This window comes from Agrobacterium sp. CMT1, from assembly GCF_037203725.1.
In the GTDB taxonomy this organism is placed as follows: Bacteria; Pseudomonadota; Alphaproteobacteria; order Rhizobiales; family Rhizobiaceae; genus Agrobacterium; species Agrobacterium pusense.
In genome coordinates, this window is sequence record NZ_JBBCAR010000017.1 from 23,142 (window position 1) to 49,465 (window position 26,324).

Sequence of the window (26,324 nt, forward strand, 5' to 3'; positions counted from 1 at the left end):
GTTAAATTCTGTTTACTTCGTGCTCCAGAGTGGCTCATTCGCCACTTTGGCATAAAAACAAGGTAAACAACCGACTAACAAAACCGTTAAAACACAATCCTCAGCCAATCAAGCTGCTGATATCATTCCATGTTGCAAAAACCATAAGACCCAAAATCATCGCCATGCCGATGCGGAAGGCAACCTCCTGCGCGCCCGCTCCCAGCGGCCTGCCGCGGATGGCCTCGATGGCGTAGAACACGAGATGTCCGCCGTCCAGAACCGGGACGGGCATCAGATTGAGGAGCCCGATCGATACCGACAAAACGGCTGCAAGTTGAATCACGGCGGAAATGCCAAGCGTCGCCATCTGGCCAGAAGCCTGCGCGACCCGCACCGGGCCGCCGAGCTGATCGGCATTCATGCGGCCGGTAACGAGATTGCCGATATAATTGAATGTGCCGGTGATGACGTGGCCTGTCTCGCGCACACCTTCCAGAAGCGCCTGCGACGGTGAATATTCGATGTGACGGAAATTACCGCTGGTCTGGTCGGTGACAATGCCGATGATACCCATTTCCAGCTTGTTGCCGAACTGGTCGGTGGTTTCTGTCCGGGTCGGCACCATCGGCAGCTTGAGATCCTCGCCTGCCCGCTCGACGGTGACCGTGATAGGCGTGCCGGGCCGGATGCCGACATAACGGCGGACATCTTCGAAGGTCACCACTTTTTCGCCGTCAATCGCCACCAGACGGTCGCCGGGGCGCACGCCCGCAGCGGCGGCGGCACTGTTTTCACGCACCTCTGCAACAACGGGATCGGCGATCATCCGGCCGTAAATGCCGAAGAGTACTGCGAAGATGAGAATCGCGAGGATGAAGTTTGCGATCGGGCCCGCAGCGACGGTCGCCGCCCTTTTCCACAGTTTTGCACCGGAAAGCGTCTGCGCCCTCTCCTCCAGCGTCATATGGGACAGGCCCGAGCTGTCCGGCTTGCTCGCTGCGTCTTCATCGCCGAAGAATTTCACGTAGCCGCCCAGTGGTATGGCTGAAATCTTCCATCTCGTCCCGCGCTTGTCGGTGAAACCGAGCAGCTCGGGGCCGAAGCCGACGGAGAATGCCGTGGAACGGATGCCGCACCAGCGACCGACGAGATAATGCCCCATCTCGTGGACAAAAACGAGAAGGGAAAGCACCAGGATGAAGGGCACGATATAGCCGGTCAAAAAGCCGGTCGCCGCCATTACTGTGTTCATGACAATCTGCCCTTCATGTCGTGACCTTTCGTGCCGCTTAGAAACCCGGCAGCAGACCGCCGCCCGACCCGGGCACATCGCCGGTTGCCGCCGCGTGCACGAAAGCAATGAGGAATACCGTAAAGCAGGCGAAAACAAGACCGTCAACACGGTCCATGAAGCCACCATGGCCAGGAATGAGATGGCTTGAATCCTTGACCTGGAAACGCCGTTTCACGAACGATTCGAAGAGATCGCCGATCTGGCTGAACACGGAAAGAAGGAGTGCAAGCCCCAGTACCAGAAAGCTGATGCGTCCGTGATAGGCCATGGAGACTGCCGCGCCGCCGATCACGGCCGCCGCCGCCCCGCCAATCGCGCCAGACCACGTCTTTCCGGGCGAAATAGAAGGCGCCAGCTTCGGCCCGCCGATGGCGCGTCCGACAAAATAGGCAAGAATATCCGTTGACCAGACAACGGCGAAAATGAACAGGATGGATACAAAGCCCGTCAGTTCGTCACCGCGGATGGCCGCCAGTGATATACCGCTCAGACCCGCATAAAAAATGCCCCCCACCAGCCACCAGTTTTTGCCGCGCAATACCGGAAACAGCGCCGCTGTCAGCGTGAAGCCTGACAAAAGCGGCAGGTCGAGCGAGGATTCGCCGAAAATCGTGTTGCCGGCAATGACGGCGACGGAAAACCAGCCCCAGGCGTTGCCGGTCGGATTGCTCTCCGACATCCGGGTAATCGTCGACCACTCATAATAGATGAGAATCGCCAGAAGGCCCGCAACGATGCGGAACAGAATGCCGCCATACCAGGTTGCGGCCAGAATGACCGCGGCCATGACGATCGCGGAAACAATCCGCAGTCTGAGTTCTCGGCTCATCAGGCGCCTGCCACGGCAACCTGCTCGGTGAGTGCACCGAAGCGGCGGTCACGCGTTGCATATTGCTCGATTGCGGAGAAGAAGAGCTGCCGGTCGAAGTCCGGCCAATATTCCGGAATGAACAGGAACTCGGAATAGGCCGCCTGCCAGAGCAGGAAGTTCGACAGGCGTTCCTCGCCGCTGGTGCGGATGATCAGGTCCGGATCAGGAATGCCCGAGGTGTCGAGCCGGGCCGAAATCATCTCGGGGGTGATGGAAGCTGCGTCTAGCCTGCCTGCGGCAACATCAAGGGCGATTGACGCCGTCGCGCGAGCGATCTCGTCACGGCTGCCGTAATTGAAGGCGATCACCAGCGTCAGCTTGGTGTTCTCGGCCGTCATCTGCTCAGCCTCTTCCAGAAGCGAGCGAATATCGTTCTTCAGCCCCTGCCGGTCACCGATGATTCGCACGCGGACGTTCTCGCGGTGCAGTTCGGCAAGGTCGCGGCGGATGAAAGCCTTCAAAAGCCCCATCAGGTCGCTTACCTCGGATTCGGGCCTGCGCCAGTTTTCCGACGAGAAGGCAAAGAGGGTGAGATAGCGTATGCCGCAGTCACCGGCCGCGCGCACGGTCTCGCGCACGGCCTCCACACCGCGGCGGTGCCCCATCACGCGCGGGAGGCCGCGCTGCTTTGCCCAGCGGCCGTTGCCATCCATGATGATGGCGACGTGCTCGGGTATGGAGGAACGTGTCGTCGTCGGCATATCGATCCAGTAACAGGGCAGCGCGGAATTAAACGGAAAAGACAGGTCTATCGCAGGCGATATCAGACCTGCATGATTTCCTTTTCCTTCTCGGCAAGCAAGCGGTCAATTTCCGAAATCGTGTCGTCGGTCATTTTCTGCACCTTTTCCGACTGGCCACGGCTTTCGTCCTGACCGATGTCGCCATCCTTTTCGGCTTTTTTCAGACCGTCCATGCCATCACGACGGACATGGCGAATCGCCACCTTGGATTTTTCGGCATAGTCATGGGCGACCTTGACGAGCGACTTGCGGCGCTCTTCATTGAGTTCAGGCAACGGAATTCTGAGGTTCTGGCCGTCAACGATCGGGTTGAGGCCGAGGTTGGATTCGCGGATGGCGCGGTCGACAGCGTTGACCATCGACTTGTCCCAGATGTTGACGCCGAGCATGCGCGGCTCGGGAACGGTGATGTTGGCCACCTGGTTGAGCGGCACACGCGAACCGTAGGCGTCGACGGTCACTGGGTCCAGAATGTTGGCCGACGCGCGGCCGGTGCGCAGCGACGCGATATCGCTCTTAAACGCATTGATGGCGCCATCCATACGGCGCTTGATATCGTTGAGGTCAACACCACTCATCTTGATACTCCATCTTGTCGGCCAGCGGCCGTATTCGCCCCAGGGGCGGCATCGTTTTGGATTATTTGTCGTGCACGATGGTCTTGCGGCCGCCGCCGGTCAATATCTGTGCAAAACCGCCCTTCTCATGGATCGAGAAAACAATGATCGGGATGTGGTTTTCGCGGGCAAGGGCGACAGCGGCGATATCCATGACCGCGAGCCCCTTGCCGAGCACTTCGCTATGGGTCAGCTCGTCAAAGCGGGTTGCCGTCGGGTCCTTCTTTGGGTCAGCGGAATAGATGCCGTCCACCTGGGTTCCCTTGAAGATCGCCTCTGCGCCCATTTCGGCGGCGCGCAGTGCAGCAGCGGAATCGGTGGTGAAGAACGGGTTGCCCGTACCGCCGGCGAAAATCACCACGCGGCCCTGGGCCAGATGATGAAGGGCGGCACGCTGGGAGAAGCTCTCACAGATCTCGGGCATGGCGATTGCCGAAAGAACGACAGTGTCGATGCTGAGCTTGCGGAGCGAGGTGGCAAGGGCCAGCGCGTTGATGACGGTTGCCAGCATGCCCATATGGTCGCCGGTGACGCGGTCGCCGCCCTTGGATGCCACGGCCACGCCGCGAAAGATATTGCCGCCGCCGACGACAACGCCGACTTCAACGCCCATCGCCCTTGCCTCGGCGATATCGGAGGCAATGCGGTCGGCCACCGCCACATCGATACCGAAACCCTGATCACCCATGAGGGCTTCGCCGGAAGCCTTGAGAAGAACGCGTTTGTAGATCGGCTTGGAAGACATCATGACTCCTCGGAAATGTAACCGAAACGCGGATACACGAAGGGCACCGCGTTGTCACGCGATGCCCTCCCGTTTTCCCAAGATTGGGTAAATATAATCAGCCCTTGGCGACGGCTGCGACTTCAGCTGCGAAATCGCTTTCTTCCTTTTCGACGCCTTCGCCGAGCAGCAGGCGAACCATGCCGGTAACTTCGATGGAAGCGCCAGCTTCCTTCTCGGCTTCCTTGACGGCAGCGCCGACGGTCAGGTCGGGGTTGATGACGAAAGCCTGCGACAGAAGGGCGACTTCTTCGAAGAACTTGCGCATGCGGCCATCAACCATCTTTTCGATGATGGCTTCCGGCTTGCCGGATTCGCGGGCCTGTTCGATGAAGACGTTGCGCTCGCGCTCAGCAACGGCAGCGTCGACTTCTTCAGCACGGATGGCGAGCGGGTTGGTTGCGGCGATGTGCATGGCAACCTGGCGGCCGATGGAGTTGAGAACTGCCTTGTCGCCTTCCGACTTCAGCGCAACGAGAACGCCGAGCTTGCCGATGCCGTCGCCGGCAGCGTTGTGGATGTAGGTCGCGACAACGCCGTGCGGCACTTCCAGCGCAGCGGAACGACGCAGGGTCATGTTCTCGCCGATCGTTGCGATCGCGTCCTTGATGCTGTCGGAAACGGACTTGCCGGTTGCCGGATAGGTGGCAGCGGAAACAGCGTCAACGGTGCCATCGGTGGAGAGAGCAACCTGGGCGATGCCGCGGATGAGATCCTGGAAAGCGTCGTTACGGGCAACGAAGTCGGTTTCCGAGTTCAGCTCGACAACGACAGCCTTGTGACCCATGGTGGCAACGCCGACCAGACCTTCGGCAGCCGTGCGGCCGGACTTCTTGTCGGCCTTCGCGATGCCCTTGGCGCGCAGCCAGTCGATCGCCGCTTCCATGTCGCCATTGGTTTCAGCAAGAGCCTTCTTGCAGTCCATCATGCCTGCGCCAGACTTTTCGCGCAGTTCCTTCACCATTGCGGCTGTGATTTCGGTCATTGTGTGCCTCTTATCGGTTCGATCGGTCAGCCGGCGGAATTTGCCGTGCCGAAGTTCTGGGTGATGACTGTACCCGGCCGCACACCCTTTGAAACCCTGAGGTTCCGACAAGGGGCATGCGCATTCCCAAGTGCTGCGGCGTCGCCAAACATCGAAATGATGGGTGCCGCTCTAGTGTGACAGCGTTATGAAGACTGCCTGCCGTTCCAACCACCTCGGACGCCTGTGGTTTCCAGAAACCGTGGCGGAGCGGTTAGAAACGAACAAGGCCGTCAACCCATTGAAGGTCTTTGACGGCCTTGTCATATCCTGGTCGAGGAGACGGCGATACGGGATCGCCGCCAGACAGGGCCTATATCAGGCGCCAGCCTCGTCTTCGAGAGCGGGCTCGATCGGAGCTTCTTCAGAAGCGCCGATGTCGCGGCCGGAAGCGCCCTGCTGACGGGCAATACCGTCGATGGCAGCGCGGGCGATCAGGTCGCAATAAAGCGAGATGGCGCGCGAAGCATCGTCGTTACCCGGGATCGGGTAGTCGATGTGATCCGGATCGCAGTTGCTGTCGATGATCGCAACGACCGGAATGCCAAGACGCTTGGCTTCTTCGATCGCGATCTTTTCCTTGTTGGTGTCGATGATGAACATCAGGTCCGGAACGCCGCCCATATCGCGGATACCGCCGAGAGCCTTTTCAAGCTTTTCGCGTTCGCGCTCAAGGTTCAGGCGTTCCTTCTTGGAGTAGCCGGAGCCTTCCGAGTTCAGGATCTCGTCAACCTTGCGCAGGCGCTGGATCGAGTTCGAGATGGTCTTCCAGTTGGTCATCATGCCGCCGAGCCAGCGGGAGTTGACGTAGTACTGGGCCGAACGCTTTGCGCTGTCGGCGATAATTTCGGACGCCTGGCGCTTGGTGCCAACGAACAGAACGCGGCCGCCACGGGCAACGGTGTCGGACACGACCTGAAGGGCGCGCGACAGCATCGGAACGGTCTGAGCCAGGTCGATGATGTGGATGTTGTTACGGTCGCCGAAGATGTACGGCTTCATCTTCGGGTTCCAGCGGTGCGTCTGGTGGCCGAAGTGAACACCAGCTTCCAGAAGCTGGCGCATAGAAAAATCGGGCAATGCCATGCCTTGTTACTCCTTTTCCGGTTTAACCCCCGCGAAGCGAACAGCGCCGATTTTCATCGACACCACCGGGCGGAACGGACCGGATTTCTCCCGGAACATCCCAAGCTTCGCGTGTGGAATGGTGAGCCGCATACAGTCGCCTGCTTAAAAATGCAAGCGATTATGCGAAAAAACCGCGCAAATGGCCCCGTTTCAGCGCACGGGCTTGTTTTCGCAGGTTTCGGGCTTGAGAATATCAAGCTTCGCAAGCTTTCCCGTCAGAACGAAATCACCGTAATCCATGGTGAGATCGCGGGTGATTCCGTTTTCATAAAGCTTGAACGACATGCGGTAGATCGGCAAAGCGTCGGTGCCGGTCTTGTCGTTGTAATAGGCGATGGTCACCGGCCAGAAGGCGGCCTTGGCGAAATCGCCCGCCTTGCCGGCATCCGCGTCCCCGTCCTTCGGTGTCTGCGCCTTGCCGACCAGCGTCGAGGTGATCAGGCTTTCATCACCATCATCCGACCCATCGAAAATACGGGATTCGAAAATGCGCTTTCCCTGCTTCGCGTGCTCGATGACCTGAAACATGTGTTGTGTCGGGAATTCGCTTGCGACCAGACTGACCTGGCGGGCATCCGGACGGGTCAGGTCGACCTTCACGCCATCGCTGCTGTCGGTTGCCGCCCCCTGCACTTCCTTGTCCAGCTTGTCATCGGTGTAGGACTTGGTCTCGAAGGTGAATTTCTTGGCGGCAATGTCTTCGAACGTCGTCGTCTGCTGATCCGTCATCCGCACGGCATCGCCCGTGTTGATCTGCGTTACGAAACGGAAATCCGTCTTGTAACCCTGGCAGGCGGAGCCGGTGAACTCATAGACCATGCGACCAGTCATGCCTTCGATGCCGGAGCGATCGGACGCATCCTTGAGTTCGAGGTCGTAGACGGCGCGATGTGCAATGAGATCGGGAACCGCGACGGGCAAGGCGCTGGCGGCGTTCGACAGGCCGGTCATAAGCCCTGTTGCGGCGACGAAACCAAGCGTCCTGACAAACATGCAATATCTCCTGTTGGACTCGCCGCTCATATTGTACAAGCAACCGCCCGGCTTTTGGATCAACATCTTCTGAATGCCGGATTCTTGAAGGATTTACAACAAAACCGGAGACGAAAATGTCGGACGTCATCGAAGGCCGCCTCAAGGAACTAGGCTTTACGCTTCCTGTTGCGGCAGCACCAGCCGCAAACTACGTTCCGTTCACCATCAGCGGCAATCTGCTTTATGTATCGGGTCAACTGCCGATGGAATCGGGCAAGATTGCGGTGACGGGCCTCGTTGGCCGCGATGTCGACGTGGCAGGCGCCCAGCGCGCAGCCGAACTTTGCGCCGTGAACATCCTCGCACAGGTCAAGGCCGCCTTGAATGGCGATCTGTCGAAAGTCCGCCGCGTCATCAAGCTGAACGGCTTTGTGGCTTCCGTTCCCGAGTTCGTTGAGCAACATCTCGTCATCAACGGTGCATCGAACCTCATCGCCAATGTTCTGGGCGAAGCCGGCAAACATGCCCGCGCCGCCGTCGGCATGGCCGCCCTGCCCTTCAATGCATCGGTCGAAATCGACGCCATCGTGGAAATCGACGTATGACACTGAAACTCTCCTGGCTGACGGCCCAGCCCGTCGCCCATCGCGGTTATCATGATCTCAACAAGGCGGTCTGGGAAAACACGCTCTCCGCCTTTTCCCGCGCCGTCGAGGCCGGTTTTGCGATCGAATGCGACGTTCAGCTGGCGGCCGACAGTGTGCCGGTGGTTTTCCATGATCACGATCTGGAAAGGCTGACCGGCATCAAGGGCGATGTGCGTGAACGCACCTCGGCGGAGCTGGCAATGCTTTCCGTCGGCCAAACCAAGGATCGCGTTCCGAGCCTCAAGCAGCTTCTGGCTCTCGTGGCCGGCAAGGTGCCGCTGGTTATTGAGCTGAAGGGCCGCGAGGGCGAAGGCGTCGATGACGGCTTTGCCGAAGCGGTGCTGGAAGACCTCGAGGGCTATAACGGCCACGTGGCGCTGATGAGCTTCGACCACCATCTGCTGAAGGACCTGAAGGCTGCGGGCTCGCCCTGGCCGCTCGGGCTGACGGCCGAAGGCGATAGGCCGGAGGACTTCTTCAGACATGACGACGCCATGCAGCTGGAGCTCGATTTCATCTCCTATCATTGGGGTCACCTGCCCAACAGCTTCATCGAAGCGCAAAGAAAACTCGGGCTTCCGGTGATTACCTGGACGGTCAGGGATGAAAATGCGCGCGAGACGACCTATAAATATGCGGACCAGATGACATTCGAAGGTTTCGACCCGAGAGAGAACCCGTCCACCACGGCATGACAGAAGATTATTCCATCAGCATTGCGCAGTCCTTCGCGGACATCGATCCGGAAAGCTGGAAACGGCTTTCCGGAACATCGCGCGATGCATCAGGAAAATCTTACAACCCGTTCATATCGCATGAATTCCTGTCTTCCATGGAAGACTCCGGCTCGGCCACCGCCAAGACTGGCTGGCTGGGGCACCACCTGCTGCTGGAAAACGCTGCAGGCAGCCTCATTGGTGCCGTTCCTGCCTACCTGAAAAACCACAGCAAGGGCGAATACGTCTTCGATCACGGCTGGGCAGATGCCTTCGAGCGGGCTGGCGGGCATTATTATCCGAAATTGCAATGCTCAGTGCCCTTTACCCCGGCGACGGGCCCGCGGCTGCTGGTTGCCAACGGCGAAGATGTCGGACAATTCAAGCCGCTCCTTGCCTCCGGTCTTGCACAAGTGACCGAGAAGATCGGCGTTTCCTCGGCTCACGTCACGTTTCTGGAAGAGGATGACCTATCCGCTCTTCTGCCATGCGATTTCCTGCATCGTACGGACCAGCAATTCCATTTCATCAATGACGGTTATCGCGATCACAACGATTTCCTCGATGCGCTGTCATCACGCAAGCGCAAGGGGCTCAAGAAGGAACGCCGATCAGCGCTGGAACACGGCATCGAGATCGACTGGCTGACGGGGTCCGACCTGACGGAGGACATCTGGGACCAGTTTTTCGCCTTCTACATGGATACCGGCAGCCGTAAATGGGGCCGGCCCTATCTGACCCGGGAATTTTATTCGCTGATCGGCGAGCGAATGGCCGATGACGTGCTGCTGGTCATGGCGAAACGCGAGGGGCGCTATATTGCCGGTGCGATCAACTTTATCGGCTCGGACGCGCTTTACGGCCGGCACTGGGGCTGCATCGAGGATCATCCTTTTCTGCATTTCGAGGTCTGCTACCATCAGGCGATCGATTTTGCGCTGTCCAAGGGTTTGAAACGAGTGGAAGCCGGTGCGCAGGGCGAACACAAGCTGGCGCGCGGCTACGTGCCGGTCACCACCCATTCGGCGCATTTCATCGTCCACCCGGGCCTGCGCCGCGCCATTGCCGATTATCTTCAGCGGGAGCGCGAAGAGGTCGAGCATATCGGCGATTACCTTGATGAACACACGCCTTTCCGCAAGGGCGAAAGACAGGAACCGGACGCATAGTCCGACATACGGAGAGAGCAGAATGACGGCCAGCGCCTATGACGACAACAATATCTTCGCAAAAATCCTGCGCGGCGAAATTCCGAGCCATAAGCTTTACGAGGACGAGCATACTCTGGCCTTCATGGATGTGATGCCGCAGGCCCCGGGCCATCTGCTCGTCGTTCCCAAAACCGGCTCCCGCAACCTGCTCGACGCCGATCCCGAAGTGCTGGCGAAAACCATTCCGGTGGTGCAAAAACTCGCAGTCGCGGCAAAGGAAGCCTTCGATGCGGACGGCGTTTTCATCGCCCAGTTCAACGAACCGGCGGCTGGCCAGACCGTGTTCCACCTGCATTTCCACGTCATTCCGCGCAAGGAAGGCGAACCGCTGAAGCCGCACTCGGGCGTCATGGCCGATGGTGACGTGCTGAAGGCTCACGCAGAGAAGATAAAGGCGGCGCTCGCCTCCTGACGGGCGCCAAGACATCTGCGCGTTTGTCGCGGCCTCCGCACGCCGTTGTCACAGACCCGATCCCTCGGCTGGCGCGATCAAGTTCTCGATCGCGCTAGCTTTAAGGCGCAGAAGCGCCCTGGCTGCACGCGGCATCATCCTCTGGCCCGTTCGGGAACGCACACGGCGGCAATATTGTTTGCAGTCACGCCGGAGGGCGATAGGCATTCCTCTCCGGCCATGGCCAGCCTTCAAGCATCGTCGGATCCGGCCGGTAAATCTCTACCTGCAGCGGATAACAGGCCGCCGTATCGCTGGAATGCGTGGCGCTGCAATCGCCTCCCGGGCAGGCGGATAGCGCGCCGATGAGATCAATTTCCGCAAAGAACTCGAGATAATCGCCCGGACGCACCGGACTTGCCTTCATGAAATACTGGTGGGTGTCGCGGGTGAACCCCGTGCACATGAAGACGTTCAACACATCATGAACATGCGGCTCCGCTTGCCGGAACGAAAGGCCTTTGGCGGAAGCAAGCGCGTTCGTGAGGTTGGAGTGGCAACAATAATGATAATCGCCGCCGCTGAGCAGCTTGTTCGTGTAGGGATCGCAGCGCGTGCCGATCACGTCATGCACACCGCCGCCGTCCTCGTCCCAGCCATACCATGACAGCGTGTCATGGGTGATGGTCGCCATCGGCCGAAGGGATGGCAGGTTGCTCCACAACCGGTTGCCGACAGAAACATGGGTGGCATGCAGCGCGCGGGTCTTGCCGCTGAAAAACCGTTCATTCAGATCATGCGCATTCCAGAGGTTCAAATCCCCCACCTGCGGGCCTTCGATACTGACGATGCGGAAAAAATGGCCCTTCGGAACGTTGAAGGTTCGGCCGTCACGCGGCGGCACGATAACCTCATCGATCTTCTCCATGCTCCCGCGTGCTTTTTCCAAAAGCGCAAGGTCGGGAGTCTCAAGTGTGCCGTTCGGGTAAACGACGACAGGCGAAATGGCGCGGCGCGCGGCGGCGTCTTCGGGTTCGGCAACAGGCATTCGGGGCATGAAATCCTCTGAGCGACGTAATGTCGGAGGGAAATTGCGGTACGAATGCCCGGGTGACAAGATGGGTTCTTCTTGCGCTCAGACCAAGTTTTACTTACCCTTGTTTCTCATGATGTTGCCTCCGCTCACCACTCTCCGCGCCTTCGAGGCGGCCGCCAGGAAAGGCAGTTTTGCCCTGGCCGCCCTTGAACTCGGCATGACGGCGACCGCCGTCAGCCAGCATATACGCAATCTCGAGGCATGGCTTGGTGTTGTACTCTTCGAACGGCATGCCAGGGGCGTAACGCTGACGCCGGCCGGGAAGGATTTCGGGGGCACGGTTTCCTCAAGCCTCAGGCAGATCGCTTCCGGCGCAGAACGCATACGCGGCCGTCGCGATCGCATCACGGTCCGCCTCGCCAGCCTGCCTTCAGTCATTGCGCATTTTCTGACGCCGCGGCTTCCGCGTTTCCGGGCGATGCATCCCGATATTCAAGTGTCCATCAGCTATCTCGGCGCCAGGCAGGCCGTGCCGGCCGATCTCACCATAGAGCATGGCGTGTCTGCTGGGCCAAATGCCGTGGCGCTTCTCAGCGCCGAGACACGCCCCACCTGCGCTCCCGGTTACGCCGACCAATTCGGTCCGTTCAGCGCGGTTGCCAGCCTGTTGCAGGCGGAATTGCTGCATGACGATAGCGAAATGGCCTGGCGGGCCTGGTTCGCCGCCGCCGGCACGGTCCCGCCGAATAGCACCGGCCCGATTTTCGCGGATTTCAATCTTCTCGTAACAGCGCTGAAGGCCGGCCAGGGCGTCGGTCTCTGTCCGACAGCACTTCTGCGTGACGAGATTGCGAAAGGCGAACTGATCGTTCTCTTCGAGCGCGCCGCCGACAAGGACAAATATTACTGGCTGGTGGAAACGGCGGAAATGAGTACATCGGCGAGGCTTCTGGCGGACTGGCTGTTGGCAGAAGCACGCGAAGCCGGGGCGACTATTTCGCCACCATGACCTGACCGGCCGCCTCGGCCGTCCTTTCGATGCGCTCTTTTGCCGACAACCATTGGAGCAACCGGCCCGAGAAGGCGCAGATGATGGCAAAAGCGACGAGACCGCCAAAAACATCCGAGAGGTGATGCCCGCCCTGCACGAGGACGGCCGGCAGCATCAACAGGTTAAGCGGCAGTATGACGAGCATCGCCCACCAGTGCCTTGGTGCGAACCAGACAGACATTGCCGCCATGAAGATGTGGAACGATGGAAAACCGATAAGTCCCAGGACGCTCTTAGGGGAAAGGTAGTCAACACCCTGCGTCGCAAGACGGTTCAGTTCCTGCCCATACTCATTGCCCACCGCCAGAGGAATTGCCTGGGAGACCCATTGGGGCAGCTCCATATAGGCAGATGGTCCGAATGTCGGGAAAAATATCCAGAAAACGATGCTCGCAAAAGCGCCCAGCACCCCGGTGACGAGGAAATGATGCAGCAGCCGGTTCTTGCCCGTAAAGCCCAGAGTGAGGACAATCAATAGAAGCTGGGGAAGTGATGTTGCATAAACGAAGAACAGGATTGTCCCGATCCACGGATGCGTTGCCGCCCAGATGACAATGTCCTTCCAACTATAGCCAAATGCCGCGTCCACAGCGAAGAGCGCATTATCGATCGTCGGGAACGCAATTGGCAGGAACATATAGTTGAAGATGGAGGCCGCGAGCGTGAAGAGGATAAATAGCCCTCCCGACATGAGGGCGGCAGCTATACGGTCATCGCGCCCGCTTCTGCGATAGAATTGACCGAGAAGAAAGACGCCGGCACCCGCGAATACACACAGGAAGTACCCGGCATAATCCACGCTGATGCCCCTTGCTGCAATCAAGGCTGCATCAACGACAAATAATAAAGCGATAAAGCCAACGACGAAACGTTCCGCTGCAAATAATCGCATGGCGCTGGATCCCTGTTTTGATCGCGCAGTCTAAACAGGGAGTTTTAATACTAGGTTAGAAACCCAGCGCGAAAAGTCCGCCTGCCAGGAGCACGATCGGCACCGCGACGCCGACGATGACGCGTTGGCCGGCGGCCAGAAAGGCAACAAAGCCGAGTACTGCCGCACCGATACGCAGCCACATCGGCGAGGACTCAAGCGTTCCGGTCGGAAACACGATCAGCTTGGCGGTGACCGCCATGACGAGTGACGTGGCAACCGCCCTCACCCAATAAAGCGCCTCGGAATCCTCTTTCAACCGGTTACCGGCGAGAACGCCGAGCCAGCGCCAGAGATCGGTCGCCAGCCAGCCTGCGATTGCGATGAAGAGATAGGGTGCCCACCAATGGTCGCTCATCATGGTTCACTCTCCGGTGAGGCCGGTTTCATCCTGCGGCGGAATATGAGGCGATCGATTGCATAAGCCACCGTGCCTCCACCGATACCGGCATAAAGGATGTCGAATTCGGGTGCGAGGACCGCAAAGGCCGGACCGGCGATGACGCCGATGACAAAGGCGACCTTGACGACGGAGTGGCGCGCCGAAGCCCAGATGGACGCGATGAAATAAACCGGCGTCAGGAAGAACAGGACACCAGCAACCAGCGGCGGAAACGCGGCGACGACACCGTAACACAAGCCAACGATGATGGCATTGACGACGGTGAGCGTGATGCCAAACCCGGCAAACCAGGCGGCGCGGGCCTCCCGTGGCACCTTTGAAAGGTTCTGTGTTGCAAAGACCCACGCCGTAATCGCAACGAAATGCGAAAGGAACAGCAAAATCCAGGTCGGCGTCTTCGCGCCGCGCATTTCGGGAACGATGGAGGCCACCATCGGCATCATACGTACCGATGACAATGTCACCGCCAGAAAACAGGCGGCAAGATTGGCGCCGCCGACCATGGAGCCGATCAGGATCATCTTGGCGGGCAATGCCCAGATGAACAGCGTCATGAACACGGCTTCACCGCGGGCTACGCCCGATTCCAGTGCAAAAGCGCTGAAACCGACGAAGGATGTCATGAGAATAAGGGACGGCAGCGAGAATATGCCCCGCATTCCCCTGAAAAACCAGCCGCGCAATGGGATGGTGTCGCTATCGGCATTTTGCATTGCGAACCCACTCGTGCATGTCGTCTGAAATGCCGTGGCATCGCGGCAACGTCATACAGACGGAGAAATGAAGACTTGCCGCCGATTCCATTAAAGAGCGGCACGCTTCATGCATAAAAATGCCGGGCTTTCGCCCGGCATCTGTTTATCGATCAAAGACCGCGGTCACTTCTTCTTCGGTACCTTCGGTACGGCGTTGGCCTTGCGCCGCGGCTTTTCGGCATCGTCGGACTTGTCAGCTTCGGCGACGAGGACATCCGCCTCTTCCTTCGCTTTAGCAGCCTTGGAAGATGTTTTCGCCTTTGCCTTGCCAGGGGACTTCGCCGCCTTAAGTTCGGCTTCCGGCTGCGGCTTGACGGGTGCGGTCTCCGGCAGAACCTCGAGTATGAGGCCATCGGCACCGTCATCCTTCTTGCCGACGGTGACACTGACGACGCCGCCCTTTTTCAGCTTGCCAAAGAGAATTTCATTGGCGAGCGGCTTCTTGATGTTCTCCTGGATCACACGAGACAGAGGACGGGCGCCCATCTTCTCGTCGTAACCCTTCTCCGCCAGCCAGGAGATCGCATCTTCATGCAGATCGAAGGTGACGTTGCGCTCGGAGAGCTGGGTTTCCAGCTGCATGACGAACTTCTGCACGACCTTGTGGATAACGGCGGTCGGGAGCGGCGAGAACGGAATGATCGCATCTAGACGGTTGCGGAACTCCGGCGTGAACAGGCGGTTGATCGCCTCTTCATCTTCACCAGTGCGGCGCGAAGAACCGAAACCGATGGCGGATTTCGCCATTTCGGAAGCGCCCGCATTGGTCGTCATGATGAGGATGACGTTGCGGAAGTCGATTTTCTTGCCGTTATGGTCGGTCAGCGAGCCGTGGTCCATCACCTGCAACAGGATGTTGTAGATGTCAGGATGCGCCTTTTCGATTTCGTCCAGCAGCACCACGGAATGCGGATGCTGATCGACGCCATCGGTCAGAAGACCGCCCTGGTCGAAGCCGACATAACCGGGAGGCGCACCAAGCAGGCGCGACACGGTATGACGTTCCATGTACTCCGACATATCGAAGCGCAGCATCTCGACGCCGAGCGAGGCGGCAAGCTGCTTGGCCACTTCCGTCTTGCCCACGCCTGTCGGGCCGGAGAAGACATAGGAGCCGATCGGCTTGTTCGGTTCGCGCAGACCGGCACGGGCCAGCTTGATGGCCGTGGCAAGCGCCTCAATGGCGATGTCCTGACCATAAACGACGGAGCGCAGTTCCTTTTCGAGGTTGGCGAGAACCATCTCGTCATCCTTGGAAACCGTCTTCGCGGGAATACGGGCCATCGTCGCGATGGTCGCCTCAATTTCCCGTTCGGTGATCAGCTTACGACGCTTGGAAACGGGCAGCAGCATCTGCGCTGCACCGGTTTCGTCAATCACGTCGATCGCCTTGTCCGGCAACTTGCGGTCCGAGATATAGCGGGCCGACAGTTCAACGGCAGCCTTGATCGCCTCATTGGAATATCTGAGGTGATGGTAATCCTCGAAATACGGCTTCAGGCCCTTCATGATCGCGATGGCGTCATCAATCGACGGCTCATTGACATCGATTTTCTGGAAACGACGCACGAGCGCACGATCCTTCTCGAAGAACTGGCGATATTCCTTGTAGGTGGTCGAACCGATGCAGCGTATCGCGCCAGAAGACAGCGCAGGCTTCAGCAGGTTAGACGCATCCATCGCGCCGCCGGAGGTCGCGCCCGCACCGATGACGGTGTGGATTTCATCGATGAACAGGACCGCGCCCGGGTACTCTTCGAGTTCCTTGACGACCTGCTTCAGACGCTCTTCGAAATCACCGCGATAACGGGTGCCCGCCAGCAGCGTGCCCATGTCGAGCGAAAAGATCGTGTCATTGGCGAGCGCCTCCGGCACCTTGCCTTCCACGATCCGCTTGGCAAGCCCTTCAGCGATCGCCGTCTTGCCGACGCCCGGATCACCCACATAAAGCGGGTTGTTCTTGGAGCGGCGGCAGAGGATCTGGATGGTGCGGTTGACCTCGTCGTGACGGCCGATCAACGGGTCGATCTTACCGTTTTTCGCCTTTTCATTGAGGTTGACGCAATAGGCCTTCAAAGCATCCTGCTGCTTCTTGGCGGACGATCCGTCCTCCTCGGGATTGCTGCGGTTCGGCTTGTTTTCGCTTTCCGGTTCGTCAGCGCCACGCGGCGTGCGCGTCTGGGACGTGCCGGGGCGCTTGCCGATACCGTGAGAGATGTAGTTGACCGCATCGTAACGGGTCATTTCCTGTTCCTGCAGGAAATAGGCAGCATGGCTCTCGCGCTCGGCGAAAATCGCCACAAGCACGTTTGCGCCGGTCACTTCCTCGCGGCCGGATGACTGAACATGGATCACGGCGCGCTGAATGACGCGCTGGAAGCCGGATGTGGGTTTGGAATCCTCGTCGTAACCGGTGACGAGGTTGGTCAGTTCATTGTCGACGTAATCGCTGACAGTCTTGCGAAGGGCATCGAGATCGACGTTGCAGGCGCCCATGACGGCTGCGGCATCCGCGTCGTCGATCAGCGCCAGAAGGAGATGTTCGAGCGTCGCATATTCGTGGTGACGCTCATTTGCAAAGGTCAGTGCCTGGTGCAGCGCCTTCTCGAGACTCGGGGAAAAAGTTGGCACGTTGCGATCCTCATTTCTTTTCCATGACGCACTGCAGCGGATGCTGGTGCTGTCGGGCGAAATCCATGACCTGGCTTACTTTCGTCTCTGCGACCTCATATGTAAACACCCCGCATTCGCCTACGCCGTGCTGGTGCACGTGCAGCATGATGCGGGTTGCCGCTTCACGATCTTTCTGGAAAAACCGTTCCAGAATGTGAATGACGAATTCCATGGGAGTGTAGTCGTCATTCAGTAAAAGAACACGGTACAAATTCGGTCTTTTCGTCTTCGGCTTAACGCGGGTGATAACAGACGTTCCACGGTTGGTACCGCCCCCGTCTTCCCCTTCGCCCTCGCCCTGCATGTAGATCGGCTTAGCGATCATCTTTCATCATTCTCCAAACTGTTCTCAAACCGACAGCTGATTGCCAGGAGGGAGAACTTCGCCTCTCCATATTTAGGTCGTTAAGAAGCGATTTTAAGCCCCTTGCGCGACGGTGCAATCACTATTGCGTTTGCGAAGAGGCAAACCTCGCGAAAAGTGCGGGATATGAGAGGTAACCGAAGTCCGAGAAGACATACCTCGCCCGCATGGGCGCGCCTTCGCGCCAAATGCGGACGGCTGCGACAGGCGGCCGCTCTGCCGAATTCGGTTCGACGGCGCCGGTCTCACTCCTTGTCGTCGAGCATTTCGCGCACGGCGATGGCAAGCTGCTTCAACGAGAAGGGTTTGGGCAGGAAACCGAACTTGGCATCAGCCGGCAGGTTTTTCGCGAAGGCATCCTCGGCATAACCTGAAACGAAGATGAATTTCAGGTCTGGATAGGACTTGCGCAGCTCTCTCAGCAGCGACGGGCCGTCCATCTCAGGCATCACGACGTCGGAAACGACGATATCCACTTTGCCTTCCAGTTCCTCCATCACCTCCAGCGCCTCTGTGCCGGAGCCTGCCTCGTGCACGGTGTAGCCGCGCGTTTCCAGCATGCGCTTGCCGCCACGCCGCACCGCCTCTTCGTCTTCCACCAGCAGCACGACGGCGGATTTGCCTGTCAGGTCCAGCGGCTCCTCCTTCACCGGCTCGGCCGCGGCGACCGGAGCAAGCGCCGCCTCGCCTGGCTGCTGTCCAGTGCCGGGAACCGCCTCCACCACGTGGCGCGGAAGGTAGATGCGGAAGGCCGTTCCCCTGCCCACTTCCGATTCGGGATAAATATAGCCGCCGGACTGTTTGACGATGCCGTAGACCATCGACAGCCCGAGGCCCGTGCCCTTGCCCACTTCCTTGGTGGTGAAGAACGGTTCGAAAATCTTGTCCATGATCTCCGGCGGGATGCCCGTGCCGTTATCGGCAACTTCCACCATCACCATGTCTTCGGCCGGGAATTCGGGACGGCCGAGCGCGGCGATCTCTTCTGCGTCGACGTTGCGTGTCCTGATGGTGATCTTGCCGCCATCGGGCATGGCGTCGCGTGCATTGACGCAGAGATTGATGAGCACCTGCTCGAACTGCGACAGGTCTGTTTTCACCGGCCACAGGTCCCGGCCATAATCGACCTCCAGCTTGACATTGGTGCCGGAAATCAGCCTGTCCACCAGCATGCGCAGATCGCCGATCACATCCGTCAGGTTGAGGATTGCCGGGCGCATCGTCTGCTTGCGCGAGAATGCCAGAAGCTGGCGCACCAGTACGGCGGCGCGGTTGGCGTTTCGCTTGATCTCCATCAGATCGGCGAAGCTCGGATCGGCCGGACGCGCCTGCAAGAGCAGATGGTCGGACGACAGCAGGATGGCGGTCAACACGTTGTTGAAATCGTGGGCGATGCCGCCTGCGAGCGTGCCCACCGCGTTCATCTTCTGCGTCTGCGCCATCTGGGTTTCGAGCGCCTTCTGCTCGGTCACCTCTATCGCATAGACGATTGCCACCTCTTCCGGCGCCTCGTCGTCCTGGTCGATGACGGCATTGATGTAGAAACGGAAATGCCTCGTCTCGTCGCTCGGATGGCGGGAATCGAAGGGCGCGATATCGCCCTGACGGTCCTTGGCCTCGGCGAGCGCCTGTTCAAGTCGCGGCTTTTCATTGTCGTGAAGGACTGTCTCGAGTGCCACGCCGCGATCAATATCGTCGCGCCCGACAACGCCGGAGAACAGCTTGAGGAAAGGCGCATTGATGCGCAGGATGCGTCCATCGCCGTCAAGCGAGGCAATCGCCATCGGCGTATTGTTGAAAAAGCGCGTGAAGCGCATGGCGGAGGAAGATTCGGTATCCTCCTGCCCCTTGGGCCGCATCAGGACGATGGTACGGCTCTCACCCGGCGCGCCGTCCTTTGCCGTGACCTGGTGGACGAGGCGGGCCGGCATGCTCTGGCCATTCACCCGGCGCATGTCGAGATCGAGGATTTCGGTGCGCTTTGCTGAACCCTGGGGCTGGACGGATTCGATCAGCGCCATGCCCTCGCCGGCGACGATGTCCGAGACCGTCATCGAGCCTGGCGAAAACTGTGCGAGATCGATGCCGAGCCATTCCGACAGAGTGGCGTTCAGATAAACGATCTCACCCTTGCGACCGGCGGAAAAGAAACCGGCCGGCGCGTGGTCGAGGTAATCGATGGCATTCTGCAATTCGCGGAAAAAGCGCTCCTGATCTTCGCGCTCTGGCGTGATATCGGCAATCTGGAAGACATGCAGCCCCTCGCCGCCCGAATCCTTCAGCACCCTGCCCTTCAGCCTGTACCAGTGTGGCCCCGCATTGGAATCCTCGCCCAGCGGTTTCAGCAGGCGAAATTCTTCGTAGCCGTCGCGGCCTTCGCGCAGCATGTTGATGAGACGGTAAAGAGCCTCCGTCGCTTCCCGGCTGCGCGACAGCAATGTTTCAAGACTCTGGATATCGCTCGCCTTGGTGGTGCCGCTCATCCTGCAATAGGTGGCGTTGGCATAAACCATATGCCCCTTGGCATCTGTTATCAGCGTACCATCGGGGTGGGCAGAGAGAAACCGGCGTGCAAGCCCATCCGATTGCGATTGCGGCATCACCTCAATGAAACCGATGATCGACGACACCAGAAAGAAAATGCCCATCATGGCCAGCACACCAAGAATGCCGAGCACGATTTCGTTTTCGAGAGAATCCTTGAAATAGACAAAGGCGGCGGCAGCGGCGATCAGCACCAGCGCCAGCAGCAGAATGCGCAACACCGTGCCGGAACGGGCACGCCTGTCCACCAGCGGAAGGTCGTTGTCGCTTGTCTCGCGCACCCGTGTCATCTTGGCCTCGCAGTCGTGCAGGTCGTCATTCAAACAGTCCCGCACTCCGGACGGAATCGGGCAGCAGAATTTCTTGTAGCAACTCGCTCGACCCTCAAAAAGCTCCGCAGCGACACAAAGGCTTAAAACGCACAGCGAAAACGGCTTCAAAGCCGCATATCAGCCTCAAAAGACTAATGGCGCGTGCAGGTGAGTTCCCTCACCTGGCATTGGATCCGCGGCGCGGAGCACTCAATCCTGCCGTCACTGACGGTGCAGACCGAACATCCATCGGTAAAGTCCACACACGATGGGTTGTCCCGAACGAACTCATCCATCGTGAAAACCTTGCCTGGCGCCTTATCATCCGCCGCTGCCGAACAGGAAATCAACAGGGCGGCAGTGCAGCGCCTCAGTACGGGTCCGACGAGACGGGATCGAAACATGGCAAGCGCTCCCTTCTATTGGAAGAATTGCAACTTTCGCTCTCGCCCAGCATTGAAGGACGAGATGTGGCGCTTTGGTGGCGCCGTTGCCATCGATAAGGCGATGCCCTTGCTGAAATGAATAAACCTTGTGTTGCGCCTAAAAAAATCGTCTTTTCGTGCTTGATGTTCACATTATAAGAACCACGGCAATATTAATTGCCCAAGAAATTAAAAGGCCAAAAATCTGAAGGGATGATCTCCATGATGGAAGATTTTATCGGCACCTATGGAAACCGTCTCATCGTCGCCGTCGTCGGCGTGGGTGTGGCCCTCCTCGTTCTGGCGATTGCTCTGTGGATCCTGCGCAGACGAAGCGGTTCGGCGCCCTTTATCCGCGGCGGCCGCAACCGGCAGCCACGTTTGCAGGTGCTTGACGCCACAGCCGTCGATGCGCGTCGTCGGCTCGTGCTGGTGCGGCGCGACAATGTCGAGCATCTGGTCATGATCGGCGGCCCAACCGATATCGTCATCGAGAGCGGCATAGGCGCGATCCCGATCGTCAGGGATGTGCAGGAGCCGGAACTCAAGGCGCTCCCGCGTCAGGAAAGCGAGCCGAAAAGGACCGAGCCTTCCATCTCACCGGAACGCCGCGCCGTGCTGCCGCAGCAGCAACCGTCTCAAGCCCCTGCGCCCGCTTCGATAGCGGAGGAGCCGGTGAAGCAGCCACAACGGCCGGAACCGCCCGCTCAAGCCCAACGTCCCGCGCCGACAGCAGCGGCAGCACCACCGTCGCCGCGCCCGGCAACGCCACCGCCGCCTGCGTCCCCGCCTCCGACGGCGCGTGAATCCGCCGCGCCGGCAAGACCTGCATCTTCCGAGCGGGAGGCGGCCCGTCCTGCCCCGCCGCCAATACCGGTGACCGTAGCCGCCGCCGGCGCGACCGTTCTGCCCGTCGCCGCCGCGTCACTCCCCATCGCCCCGGAGCGGCCGGAGTTTAAGCGGGCCGAACCCTCGGCACCCGCCCCCGCACCGGTTGCGCCGCCGATCCCGGCCCAGGGACCTATAGAGACAAAGACGGCAGAGGGCGGGCCTGCGGACGTTGCGCCGCCCGTTTTTGCTGCGCGCGAGCCGGTGATCAATCAATCCATCGCAGCCGATTTTCTCGACGCTGCGCGGGAGCGGGTTCTTCCCGGTATGAGCCCGGCGGCGAGCGCACCGTCTGTCCCGTTCCCACCCAAGCCTGAGAATCCGGCCGTCGCCGCCAATGACACCGAGCCGAAATTTTCAGACGAGCTGGCCAGCGATTTCGAGAGCTTCCTCGAAGCCGAGATCGCCAAAAGCAAGGAAGCCGATAGTGACCCGGACGCTCTCCCCGTAGCGGAAAAGCAGGCAAAACCGCAGCCGGCCACGCCACCAGTCACCGGCGCATCGCCGGATGGTGACGTCCAGAAGGAGATGGCACGCATCTTCGGTGAGCTTTCGGTGACCCGCGACCGCTGAAGAGACGAATTTACCCGGCCGAGGTCTATTGCATAAAAAAGGGCACGGAAGCGTTTCCGTGCCCTTGTTCTTTTATAGTGTCACCGGTCTGACGCGGCTTAGCCTTATTCGTCGCGGTAGACTTTTTCGCGACGCTCGTGGCGCTCCTGCGCTTCGATGGAGAGGGTCGCAATCGGGCGCGCGTCCAGACGCTTGAGGCCGATGGGCTCGCCTGTTTCCTCGCAATAACCGTAAGTGCCGTCTTCGATCCGCTGAAGGGCTGCATCGATCTTCGATATCAGCTTGCGCTGACGGTCGCGGGCGCGAAGCTCGATCGCCCGGTCTGTTTCGGAAGAGGCCCGATCCGCAAGATCGGGGTGGTTGGCGCTTTCTTCGGCGAGATGTCCGAGCGTCTCGCGCGCTTCTCTCAGGATATCGTTTTTCCAGGCTATGAGCTTCGCGCGAAAGTAGGCGCGCTGGCTGGCATTCATGAACTCATCGTCTTCCGAGAGCACATATTTGCTAAGATCGATCTTCTCACTCAACGCGATTCTCCTCGAAGAACATCTCAATGCGGCGGTGTATACTCCAATGATAGTGGCCGGTTCAAGTCTACAGATCAGTTTTCGGGCATTTTTAAAACTGACACAAAAATCATCTAAATGACTAATTTTTATTCTTTATTCGTATTGAAGCGATCTCTTCTTCAATCACTTCAATGCGACTTACCAACAGGAAAGAGGACTTGCGGTCCTGCAACCCAATCCTGTAGCATTCCGCCCGTGCCCTGACATTCGAACGCCGGTCCCCGCCCTTGACAGCATCTTCCCCGAGCCGAGTTTATCTTCTGCGCCACGCCAAGGCCGCCTGGGCGGCGCCGGGAGAACGGGATTTCGACCGGGGATTGAACGAGGCCGGCTTTGCCGAGGCGGAGATCATTGCCGACCTCGCCGCCGACCGTCGCTACCGGCCCGAAGTCCTCCTGTCTTCCACGGCCGTTCGCTGCCGGCAGACAACGGAGGCCTGGCAAAGGGCCTTCAATGAAGGCATAGACATCTTCTATGTCGATGAAATGTATAATGCGCGCAGCGAAACCTATCTCTCCCTTGTCGCCGCTCAGACGGAGGCGCAGTCAGTGATGCTGGTGGGCCATAACCCCACCATGGAGGCAACGCTGGAAGCAATGATAGGCGAGGACCTGCTGCATGCAGCCCTGCCCTCGGGCTTTCCGACAACGGGCCTCGCGGTTCTGGATCACGACGGCGGTGCTGCCAACGGCAGAGACCGCTGGCGGCTGGTCGATTTCCTCGCACCGGGCAAATAATCGCTTCGGCGTGCCATGAATTGTCGAAAGAAGGCGCGCTGAAAATCCGATGGCGCGCTTCTTTTTTGGGCAACCGTATCTTCCTATATTGCAGCCGTGACCGTTTAACGCAGCCGGGAAATTGCCATTGCCGCCTTCTCTTACGTCCCTGACAGACAGTGCGCTCATTGCGTTCGATAATCTGGCCGACCGCGCGAGTAACCTCACTCACCCCACATTGCGGCTTGGTGTCACCGGCCTTTCGCGGGCGGGCAAGACGGTTTTCATCTCTTCGCTGGTCCACAATCTTCTCAACGGCGGGCGGCTGCCGCTGTTTGAGGCCATGCGCTCCGGACGCGTTTCTAACGTGCGACTGGAGCCGCAGCCGGACGACGCCATTCCCCGTTTCCAATATGAAGATCACATCCAGGCACTGGTGCGCGACCGGCTTTGGCCGGATTCGACGCGGGCGATCTCGGAACTCAGGATCACGCTGGATTACCAGAGCGCCAGCGGCTGGGGTCGCTGGTTCTCGGCCGGCAAGCTCTCCATCGATATCGTCGATTACCCCGGCGAATGGCTGCTCGACCTGCCGCTTCTGTCGCAGGATTACAGGCAATTCAGCGACACCACAGTCTCGCTGGCCGGAAGCGGGGTCCGCGCCGAGCTGGCACAGGAATGGCTGGCCATCGCCTCTTCGCTCGATATCAACGCGCCCGCCGATGAAATGACGGCCCGACGCTTGGCTGAAAGCTTCGCGGCCTATCTCAAGGCTTGCAAGTCCGACGAGAGATCGCTGTCCACCCTGCCGCCCGGCCGCTTCCTGATGCCCGGCGATCTGGAAGGGTCGCCCGCGCTGACCTTTGCGCCGCTTCCCGGCCTGACGGACGAAAAAGCGCCCAAAGGCTCCCTGCGCGCCATGATGGAGCGGCGCTACGACGCCTACAAGTCGATTGTCGTCAAACCCTTCTTCCGCGAGCATTTCGCCCGCCTCGACCGGCAGATCGTCCTGATCGACACGCTGCAGGCCGTCAATCGCGGTCCGGAAGCCGTTCAGGATCTGGAGCGGGCGCTGGGCGATGTTCTCGCCTGTTTCCGCCCCGGCACCAACAGCCTGCTGTCGTCGCTGATCGGCCGTCGCATCGACAAGGTGCTGATTGCGGCCACGAAGGCCGATCATCTGCATCACGAAAGCCATGACCGGCTGGAGCGCCTGACCCGGCGTCTGGTCGACCGCGCCATCACCACCATCGGCATGAATGGCGCCGGTATCGAAGTCATGGCGCTGGCTTCGGTTCGCGCCACGAGAGAGGCAAGTGTTCGACAGGATGGCCACGAACTGCCCGTCATCGTGGGCACGCCGATGGCCGGCGAAACCATCAATGGCGAGACATTTGACGGCAATCGCAAGACAGCGATCTTTCCGGGCGACCTGCCTGACGATCCGGAGCCATTGTTCCGCAGCATAGACCGGGATGGCGACAAGGCGACACTACCTGATGTCAATGTCGTGCGTTTTCGACCGCCCAACATTGACGAGCCGGGCAGCGGCGGCATTCGGCTTTCCGTTCCACATATCAGGCTCGACCGCGCCATGCAGTTCCTGTTCGGAGACAAGCTCGCATGAAAGCTCCCACACAAAACGATCCGCAGACGCGCCGCCCCGCCGCTTTCACGCTCGAGACGGAAGAGACTGCACGACCGTCCGCCACGCAGAAGCGAGCGCCGCGCAGTTTCGATGCGGAGATATCTTTGACGCCAGATGAAGACGATCCGTTTCTGGCACCTGAGGACATAGACGCTGCCGCTCTGCCCGTGGCGATACCGAAGAAAAGCCGCTTCTCCTTCGGCAAGCTGGCGCTTGGTGCCTTGGGTGTCCTGTTCTCGCTTGCCTTCGGGCTCTGGGCGGATCAGCTCATCCGCAATCTGTTTTCCCGCTCCGACTGGCTGGGCTACACGGCAACGATCGCCCTCATCGTGGCGCTTTTTGCGGTTCTCGCCCTCGTTGGCCGCGAAGTCTTCGGCATCATGCGGCTGAATGCCGTACAATCTCTCAAGGCGGATGCCGAGACGGCAAGCCTCGACAAGAGCCCGAAACCCGCCCGCGCCATCGTCACCCGCCTGAATGCCGTCCTTTCCCATCGGGCGGAAACGGCCAAGGGGCGCGCGGCGCTGAAGGAAACGGAAAGTGACGTCATCGACGGCCCGCATCTGATCGAGCTTGCCGAACGTGAACTGCTGGTGCCGCTCGACCGACAGGCGCGGGCGCTGATTCTCAATTCCTCGAAACGGGTCTCGGTTGTCACCGCCGTCAGCCCACGCGCCGTCGTCGATCTCGCTTATGTGCTGTTCGAAGTGACGCGGCTGGTGCGCGCCATGGCAGAGCTTTACGGCGGCCGTCCCGGCACGCTCGGCATGCTGAAACTCCTGCGCGATGTCGTCGCCCATCTCGCCGTCACGGGCTCGATCGCCGTCGGTGACGGGCTCGCTCAACAGGTTCTCGGACACGGCCTTGCTTCGAAACTCTCCGCACGTCTCGGCGAAGGCGTCATCAACGGCCTGATGACGGCGCGAATCGGCATTGCCGCAATGGATCTTTGCCGCCCGCTGCCGTTCAGGGCTGTGAAACGGCCGGGAATCGGCGATTTCATGTCCGACCTCACGCCCGATTTAAGCAGTGGAAAAAGCGGCGAGAAAGCCTGATT

26 protein-coding genes are annotated in these 26,324 nt (G+C 59.5%); 9 read left to right on the top strand and 17 right to left on the bottom strand.

Going from position 1 to position 26,324, the window contains the following annotated elements:
* Positions 1-100 precede the first annotated feature (100 nt).
* The 9 genes from rseP to WA845_RS19560 form a co-directional block, all read right to left on the bottom strand.
* Complete coding sequence (gene rseP / locus WA845_RS19520) at positions 101-1,222, bottom strand: RIP metalloprotease RseP (protein ID WP_162719212.1); 1,122 nt, start codon at positions 1,220-1,222, stop codon at positions 101-103.
* A gap of 49 nt (positions 1,223-1,271) precedes the next feature.
* Entirely contained in the window at positions 1,272-2,105 is an 834-nt protein-coding gene (locus WA845_RS19525; RefSeq protein ID WP_004441563.1) for a phosphatidate cytidylyltransferase, read from the bottom strand.
* Positions 2,105-2,848, bottom strand: a complete 744-nt coding sequence (locus WA845_RS19530) for an isoprenyl transferase (protein WP_112554894.1) — start codon at positions 2,846-2,848, stop codon at positions 2,105-2,107. The genes WA845_RS19525 and WA845_RS19530 overlap by 1 nt, the downstream gene beginning before the upstream one ends.
* A gap of 62 nt (positions 2,849-2,910) precedes the next feature.
* A complete protein-coding gene (frr, locus tag WA845_RS19535) occupies positions 2,911-3,468 on the bottom strand; it encodes a ribosome recycling factor (RefSeq protein WP_004441558.1) in 558 nt (185 codons plus the stop codon).
* A 61-nt stretch (positions 3,469-3,529) separates the two neighbouring features.
* Positions 3,530-4,252 carry a UMP kinase gene (pyrH, locus tag WA845_RS19540; RefSeq protein WP_003502561.1) on the bottom strand — a complete coding sequence of 241 codons (723 nt, stop codon included), beginning with the start codon at positions 4,250-4,252 and terminating at the stop codon, positions 3,530-3,532.
* A 97-nt stretch (positions 4,253-4,349) separates the two neighbouring features.
* Complete coding sequence (gene tsf, locus WA845_RS19545) at positions 4,350-5,276, bottom strand: translation elongation factor Ts (RefSeq protein WP_004441554.1); 927 nt, start codon at positions 5,274-5,276, stop codon at positions 4,350-4,352.
* 357 nt (positions 5,277-5,633) lie between these two features.
* Positions 5,634-6,401, bottom strand: a complete 768-nt coding sequence (gene rpsB / locus WA845_RS19550) for a 30S ribosomal protein S2 (RefSeq protein WP_003502558.1) — start codon at positions 6,399-6,401, stop codon at positions 5,634-5,636.
* 6 nt (positions 6,402-6,407) lie between these two features.
* Positions 6,408-6,533 carry a hypothetical protein gene (locus tag WA845_RS19555; protein WP_003512833.1) on the bottom strand — a complete coding sequence of 42 codons (126 nt, stop codon included), beginning with the start codon at positions 6,531-6,533 and terminating at the stop codon, positions 6,408-6,410.
* A 60-nt stretch (positions 6,534-6,593) separates the two neighbouring features.
* On the bottom strand, positions 6,594-7,436 hold the full coding sequence (locus WA845_RS19560; protein ID WP_004441545.1) for a cell envelope integrity EipB family protein: 843 nt from the start codon (positions 7,434-7,436) through the stop codon (positions 6,594-6,596).
* 116 nt (positions 7,437-7,552) lie between these two features.
* On the opposite strand from WA845_RS19560, the gene WA845_RS19565 reads away from it, so the two are divergent.
* From WA845_RS19565 to WA845_RS19580, 4 genes are read left to right on the top strand one after another with little or no spacing between them, the layout of a single operon-like run.
* Entirely contained in the window at positions 7,553-8,023 is a 471-nt protein-coding gene (locus WA845_RS19565) for a RidA family protein (protein ID WP_004441543.1), read from the top strand.
* Positions 8,020-8,760 (top strand): glycerophosphodiester phosphodiesterase, encoded by a 741-nt coding sequence (locus WA845_RS19570; protein ID WP_162719196.1) that lies wholly within the window; start codon positions 8,020-8,022, stop codon positions 8,758-8,760. Before WA845_RS19565 ends, WA845_RS19570 begins: the two co-directional genes overlap by 4 nt.
* Entirely contained in the window at positions 8,757-9,950 is a 1,194-nt protein-coding gene (locus tag WA845_RS19575; RefSeq protein ID WP_112554896.1) for a GNAT family N-acetyltransferase, read from the top strand. The genes WA845_RS19570 and WA845_RS19575 overlap by 4 nt, the downstream gene beginning before the upstream one ends.
* Before the next feature lie 22 nt (positions 9,951-9,972).
* On the top strand, positions 9,973-10,404 hold the full coding sequence (locus WA845_RS19580) for an HIT family protein (RefSeq protein ID WP_004441536.1): 432 nt from the start codon (positions 9,973-9,975) through the stop codon (positions 10,402-10,404).
* Positions 10,405-10,588: 184 nt separating this feature from the next.
* Here WA845_RS19580 and WA845_RS19585 read toward each other — a convergent pair whose 3' ends face one another.
* Positions 10,589-11,431 carry a DUF1989 domain-containing protein gene (locus tag WA845_RS19585; RefSeq protein WP_162719213.1) on the bottom strand — a complete coding sequence of 281 codons (843 nt, stop codon included), beginning with the start codon at positions 11,429-11,431 and terminating at the stop codon, positions 10,589-10,591.
* A gap of 118 nt (positions 11,432-11,549) precedes the next feature.
* Between WA845_RS19585 and WA845_RS19590 the strand changes: the two genes are divergently transcribed.
* On the top strand, positions 11,550-12,428 hold the full coding sequence (locus tag WA845_RS19590; RefSeq protein WP_112554900.1) for a LysR family transcriptional regulator: 879 nt from the start codon (positions 11,550-11,552) through the stop codon (positions 12,426-12,428).
* On the opposite strand, the gene WA845_RS19595 is transcribed toward WA845_RS19590, so the two are convergent.
* The 6 genes from WA845_RS19595 to cckA all read right to left on the bottom strand — a co-directional run bounded on the left by WA845_RS19595 (position 12,412) and on the right by cckA (position 20,430).
* On the bottom strand, positions 12,412-13,362 hold the full coding sequence (locus WA845_RS19595) for a phosphatase PAP2 family protein (protein ID WP_112554902.1): 951 nt from the start codon (positions 13,360-13,362) through the stop codon (positions 12,412-12,414). The genes WA845_RS19590 and WA845_RS19595 overlap by 17 nt on opposite strands.
* Before the next feature lie 55 nt (positions 13,363-13,417).
* Positions 13,418-13,762: an AzlD domain-containing protein gene (locus tag WA845_RS19600; protein ID WP_162719197.1), complete on the bottom strand. Its 345-nt coding sequence runs from the start codon at positions 13,760-13,762 to the stop codon at positions 13,418-13,420.
* Positions 13,759-14,517, bottom strand: coding sequence for an AzlC family ABC transporter permease (locus WA845_RS19605; RefSeq protein ID WP_004441519.1), 759 nt, complete (start codon positions 14,515-14,517; stop codon positions 13,759-13,761). The genes WA845_RS19600 and WA845_RS19605 overlap by 4 nt, the downstream gene beginning before the upstream one ends.
* A 165-nt stretch (positions 14,518-14,682) precedes the next feature.
* Positions 14,683-17,190, bottom strand: a complete 2,508-nt coding sequence (clpA, locus tag WA845_RS19610; RefSeq protein WP_004441518.1) for an ATP-dependent Clp protease ATP-binding subunit ClpA — start codon at positions 17,188-17,190, stop codon at positions 14,683-14,685.
* Positions 17,191-17,200: 10 nt separating this feature from the next.
* Complete coding sequence (clpS, locus tag WA845_RS19615; protein WP_003502541.1) at positions 17,201-17,557, bottom strand: ATP-dependent Clp protease adapter ClpS; 357 nt, start codon at positions 17,555-17,557, stop codon at positions 17,201-17,203.
* A gap of 284 nt (positions 17,558-17,841) precedes the next feature.
* A complete protein-coding gene (gene cckA / locus WA845_RS19620) occupies positions 17,842-20,430 on the bottom strand; it encodes a cell cycle histidine kinase CckA (protein WP_112555124.1) in 2,589 nt (862 codons plus the stop codon).
* A gap of 659 nt (positions 20,431-21,089) precedes the next feature.
* Between cckA and WA845_RS19625 the strand changes: the two genes are divergently transcribed.
* Positions 21,090-22,337, top strand: coding sequence for a flagellar biosynthetic protein FliO (locus WA845_RS19625; protein WP_337322540.1), 1,248 nt, complete (start codon positions 21,090-21,092; stop codon positions 22,335-22,337).
* A 104-nt stretch (positions 22,338-22,441) separates the two neighbouring features.
* Here the strand turns inward: WA845_RS19625 and dksA are convergent, their stop codons facing one another.
* Positions 22,442-22,861 carry an RNA polymerase-binding protein DksA gene (gene dksA / locus WA845_RS19630; protein WP_004441503.1) on the bottom strand — a complete coding sequence of 140 codons (420 nt, stop codon included), beginning with the start codon at positions 22,859-22,861 and terminating at the stop codon, positions 22,442-22,444.
* A gap of 302 nt (positions 22,862-23,163) precedes the next feature.
* Here dksA and WA845_RS19635 point away from each other — a divergent pair, with 302 nt between their 5' ends.
* The 3 genes from WA845_RS19635 (at position 23,164) to WA845_RS19645 (ending at position 26,322) form a co-directional block, all read left to right on the top strand.
* A complete protein-coding gene (locus tag WA845_RS19635) occupies positions 23,164-23,640 on the top strand; it encodes a SixA phosphatase family protein (protein WP_337322562.1) in 477 nt (158 codons plus the stop codon).
* A gap of 127 nt (positions 23,641-23,767) precedes the next feature.
* Positions 23,768-25,246, top strand: a complete 1,479-nt coding sequence (locus WA845_RS19640; protein WP_072494328.1) for a YcjX family protein — start codon at positions 23,768-23,770, stop codon at positions 25,244-25,246.
* Positions 25,243-26,322: a YcjF family protein gene (locus tag WA845_RS19645; RefSeq protein ID WP_004441496.1), complete on the top strand. Its 1,080-nt coding sequence runs from the start codon at positions 25,243-25,245 to the stop codon at positions 26,320-26,322. The genes WA845_RS19640 and WA845_RS19645 overlap by 4 nt, the downstream gene beginning before the upstream one ends.
* Positions 26,323-26,324 lie beyond the last annotated feature (2 nt).

Coding starts and splice junctions, on each gene's coding strand:
- rseP (WP_162719212.1), bottom strand. CDS start 1,222: ATGGCGGCGACCGGCTTTTTGACCGGCTATATCGTGCCCTTCATCCTG.
- WA845_RS19525 (WP_004441563.1), bottom strand. CDS start 2,105: ATGAGCCGAGAACTCAGACTGCGGATTGTTTCCGCGATCGTCATGGCC.
- WA845_RS19530 (WP_112554894.1), bottom strand. CDS start 2,848: ATGCCGACGACGACACGTTCCTCCATACCCGAGCACGTCGCCATCATC.
- frr (WP_004441558.1), bottom strand. CDS start 3,468: ATGAGTGGTGTTGACCTCAACGATATCAAGCGCCGTATGGATGGCGCC.
- pyrH (WP_003502561.1), bottom strand. CDS start 4,252: ATGTCTTCCAAGCCGATCTACAAACGCGTTCTTCTCAAGGCTTCCGGC.
- tsf (WP_004441554.1), bottom strand. CDS start 5,276: ATGACCGAAATCACAGCCGCAATGGTGAAGGAACTGCGCGAAAAGTCT.
- rpsB (WP_003502558.1), bottom strand. CDS start 6,401: ATGGCATTGCCCGATTTTTCTATGCGCCAGCTTCTGGAAGCTGGTGTT.
- WA845_RS19555 (WP_003512833.1), bottom strand. CDS start 6,533: ATGCGGCTCACCATTCCACACGCGAAGCTTGGGATGTTCCGGGAGAAA.
- WA845_RS19560 (WP_004441545.1), bottom strand. CDS start 7,436: ATGTTTGTCAGGACGCTTGGTTTCGTCGCCGCAACAGGGCTTATGACC.
- WA845_RS19565 (WP_004441543.1), top strand. CDS start 7,553: ATGTCGGACGTCATCGAAGGCCGCCTCAAGGAACTAGGCTTTACGCTT.
- WA845_RS19570 (WP_162719196.1), top strand. CDS start 8,020: ATGACACTGAAACTCTCCTGGCTGACGGCCCAGCCCGTCGCCCATCGC.
- WA845_RS19575 (WP_112554896.1), top strand. CDS start 8,757: ATGACAGAAGATTATTCCATCAGCATTGCGCAGTCCTTCGCGGACATC.
- WA845_RS19580 (WP_004441536.1), top strand. CDS start 9,973: ATGACGGCCAGCGCCTATGACGACAACAATATCTTCGCAAAAATCCTG.
- WA845_RS19585 (WP_162719213.1), bottom strand. CDS start 11,431: ATGCCTGTTGCCGAACCCGAAGACGCCGCCGCGCGCCGCGCCATTTCG.
- WA845_RS19590 (WP_112554900.1), top strand. CDS start 11,550: ATGATGTTGCCTCCGCTCACCACTCTCCGCGCCTTCGAGGCGGCCGCC.
- WA845_RS19595 (WP_112554902.1), bottom strand. CDS start 13,362: ATGCGATTATTTGCAGCGGAACGTTTCGTCGTTGGCTTTATCGCTTTA.
- WA845_RS19600 (WP_162719197.1), bottom strand. CDS start 13,762: ATGATGAGCGACCATTGGTGGGCACCCTATCTCTTCATCGCAATCGCA.
- WA845_RS19605 (WP_004441519.1), bottom strand. CDS start 14,517: ATGCAAAATGCCGATAGCGACACCATCCCATTGCGCGGCTGGTTTTTC.
- clpS (WP_003502541.1), bottom strand. CDS start 17,557: ATGATCGCTAAGCCGATCTACATGCAGGGCGAGGGCGAAGGGGAAGAC.
- cckA (WP_112555124.1), bottom strand. CDS start 20,430: ATGACACGGGTGCGCGAGACAAGCGACAACGACCTTCCGCTGGTGGAC.
- WA845_RS19625 (WP_337322540.1), top strand. CDS start 21,090: ATGATCTCCATGATGGAAGATTTTATCGGCACCTATGGAAACCGTCTC.
- WA845_RS19645 (WP_004441496.1), top strand. CDS start 25,243: ATGAAAGCTCCCACACAAAACGATCCGCAGACGCGCCGCCCCGCCGCT.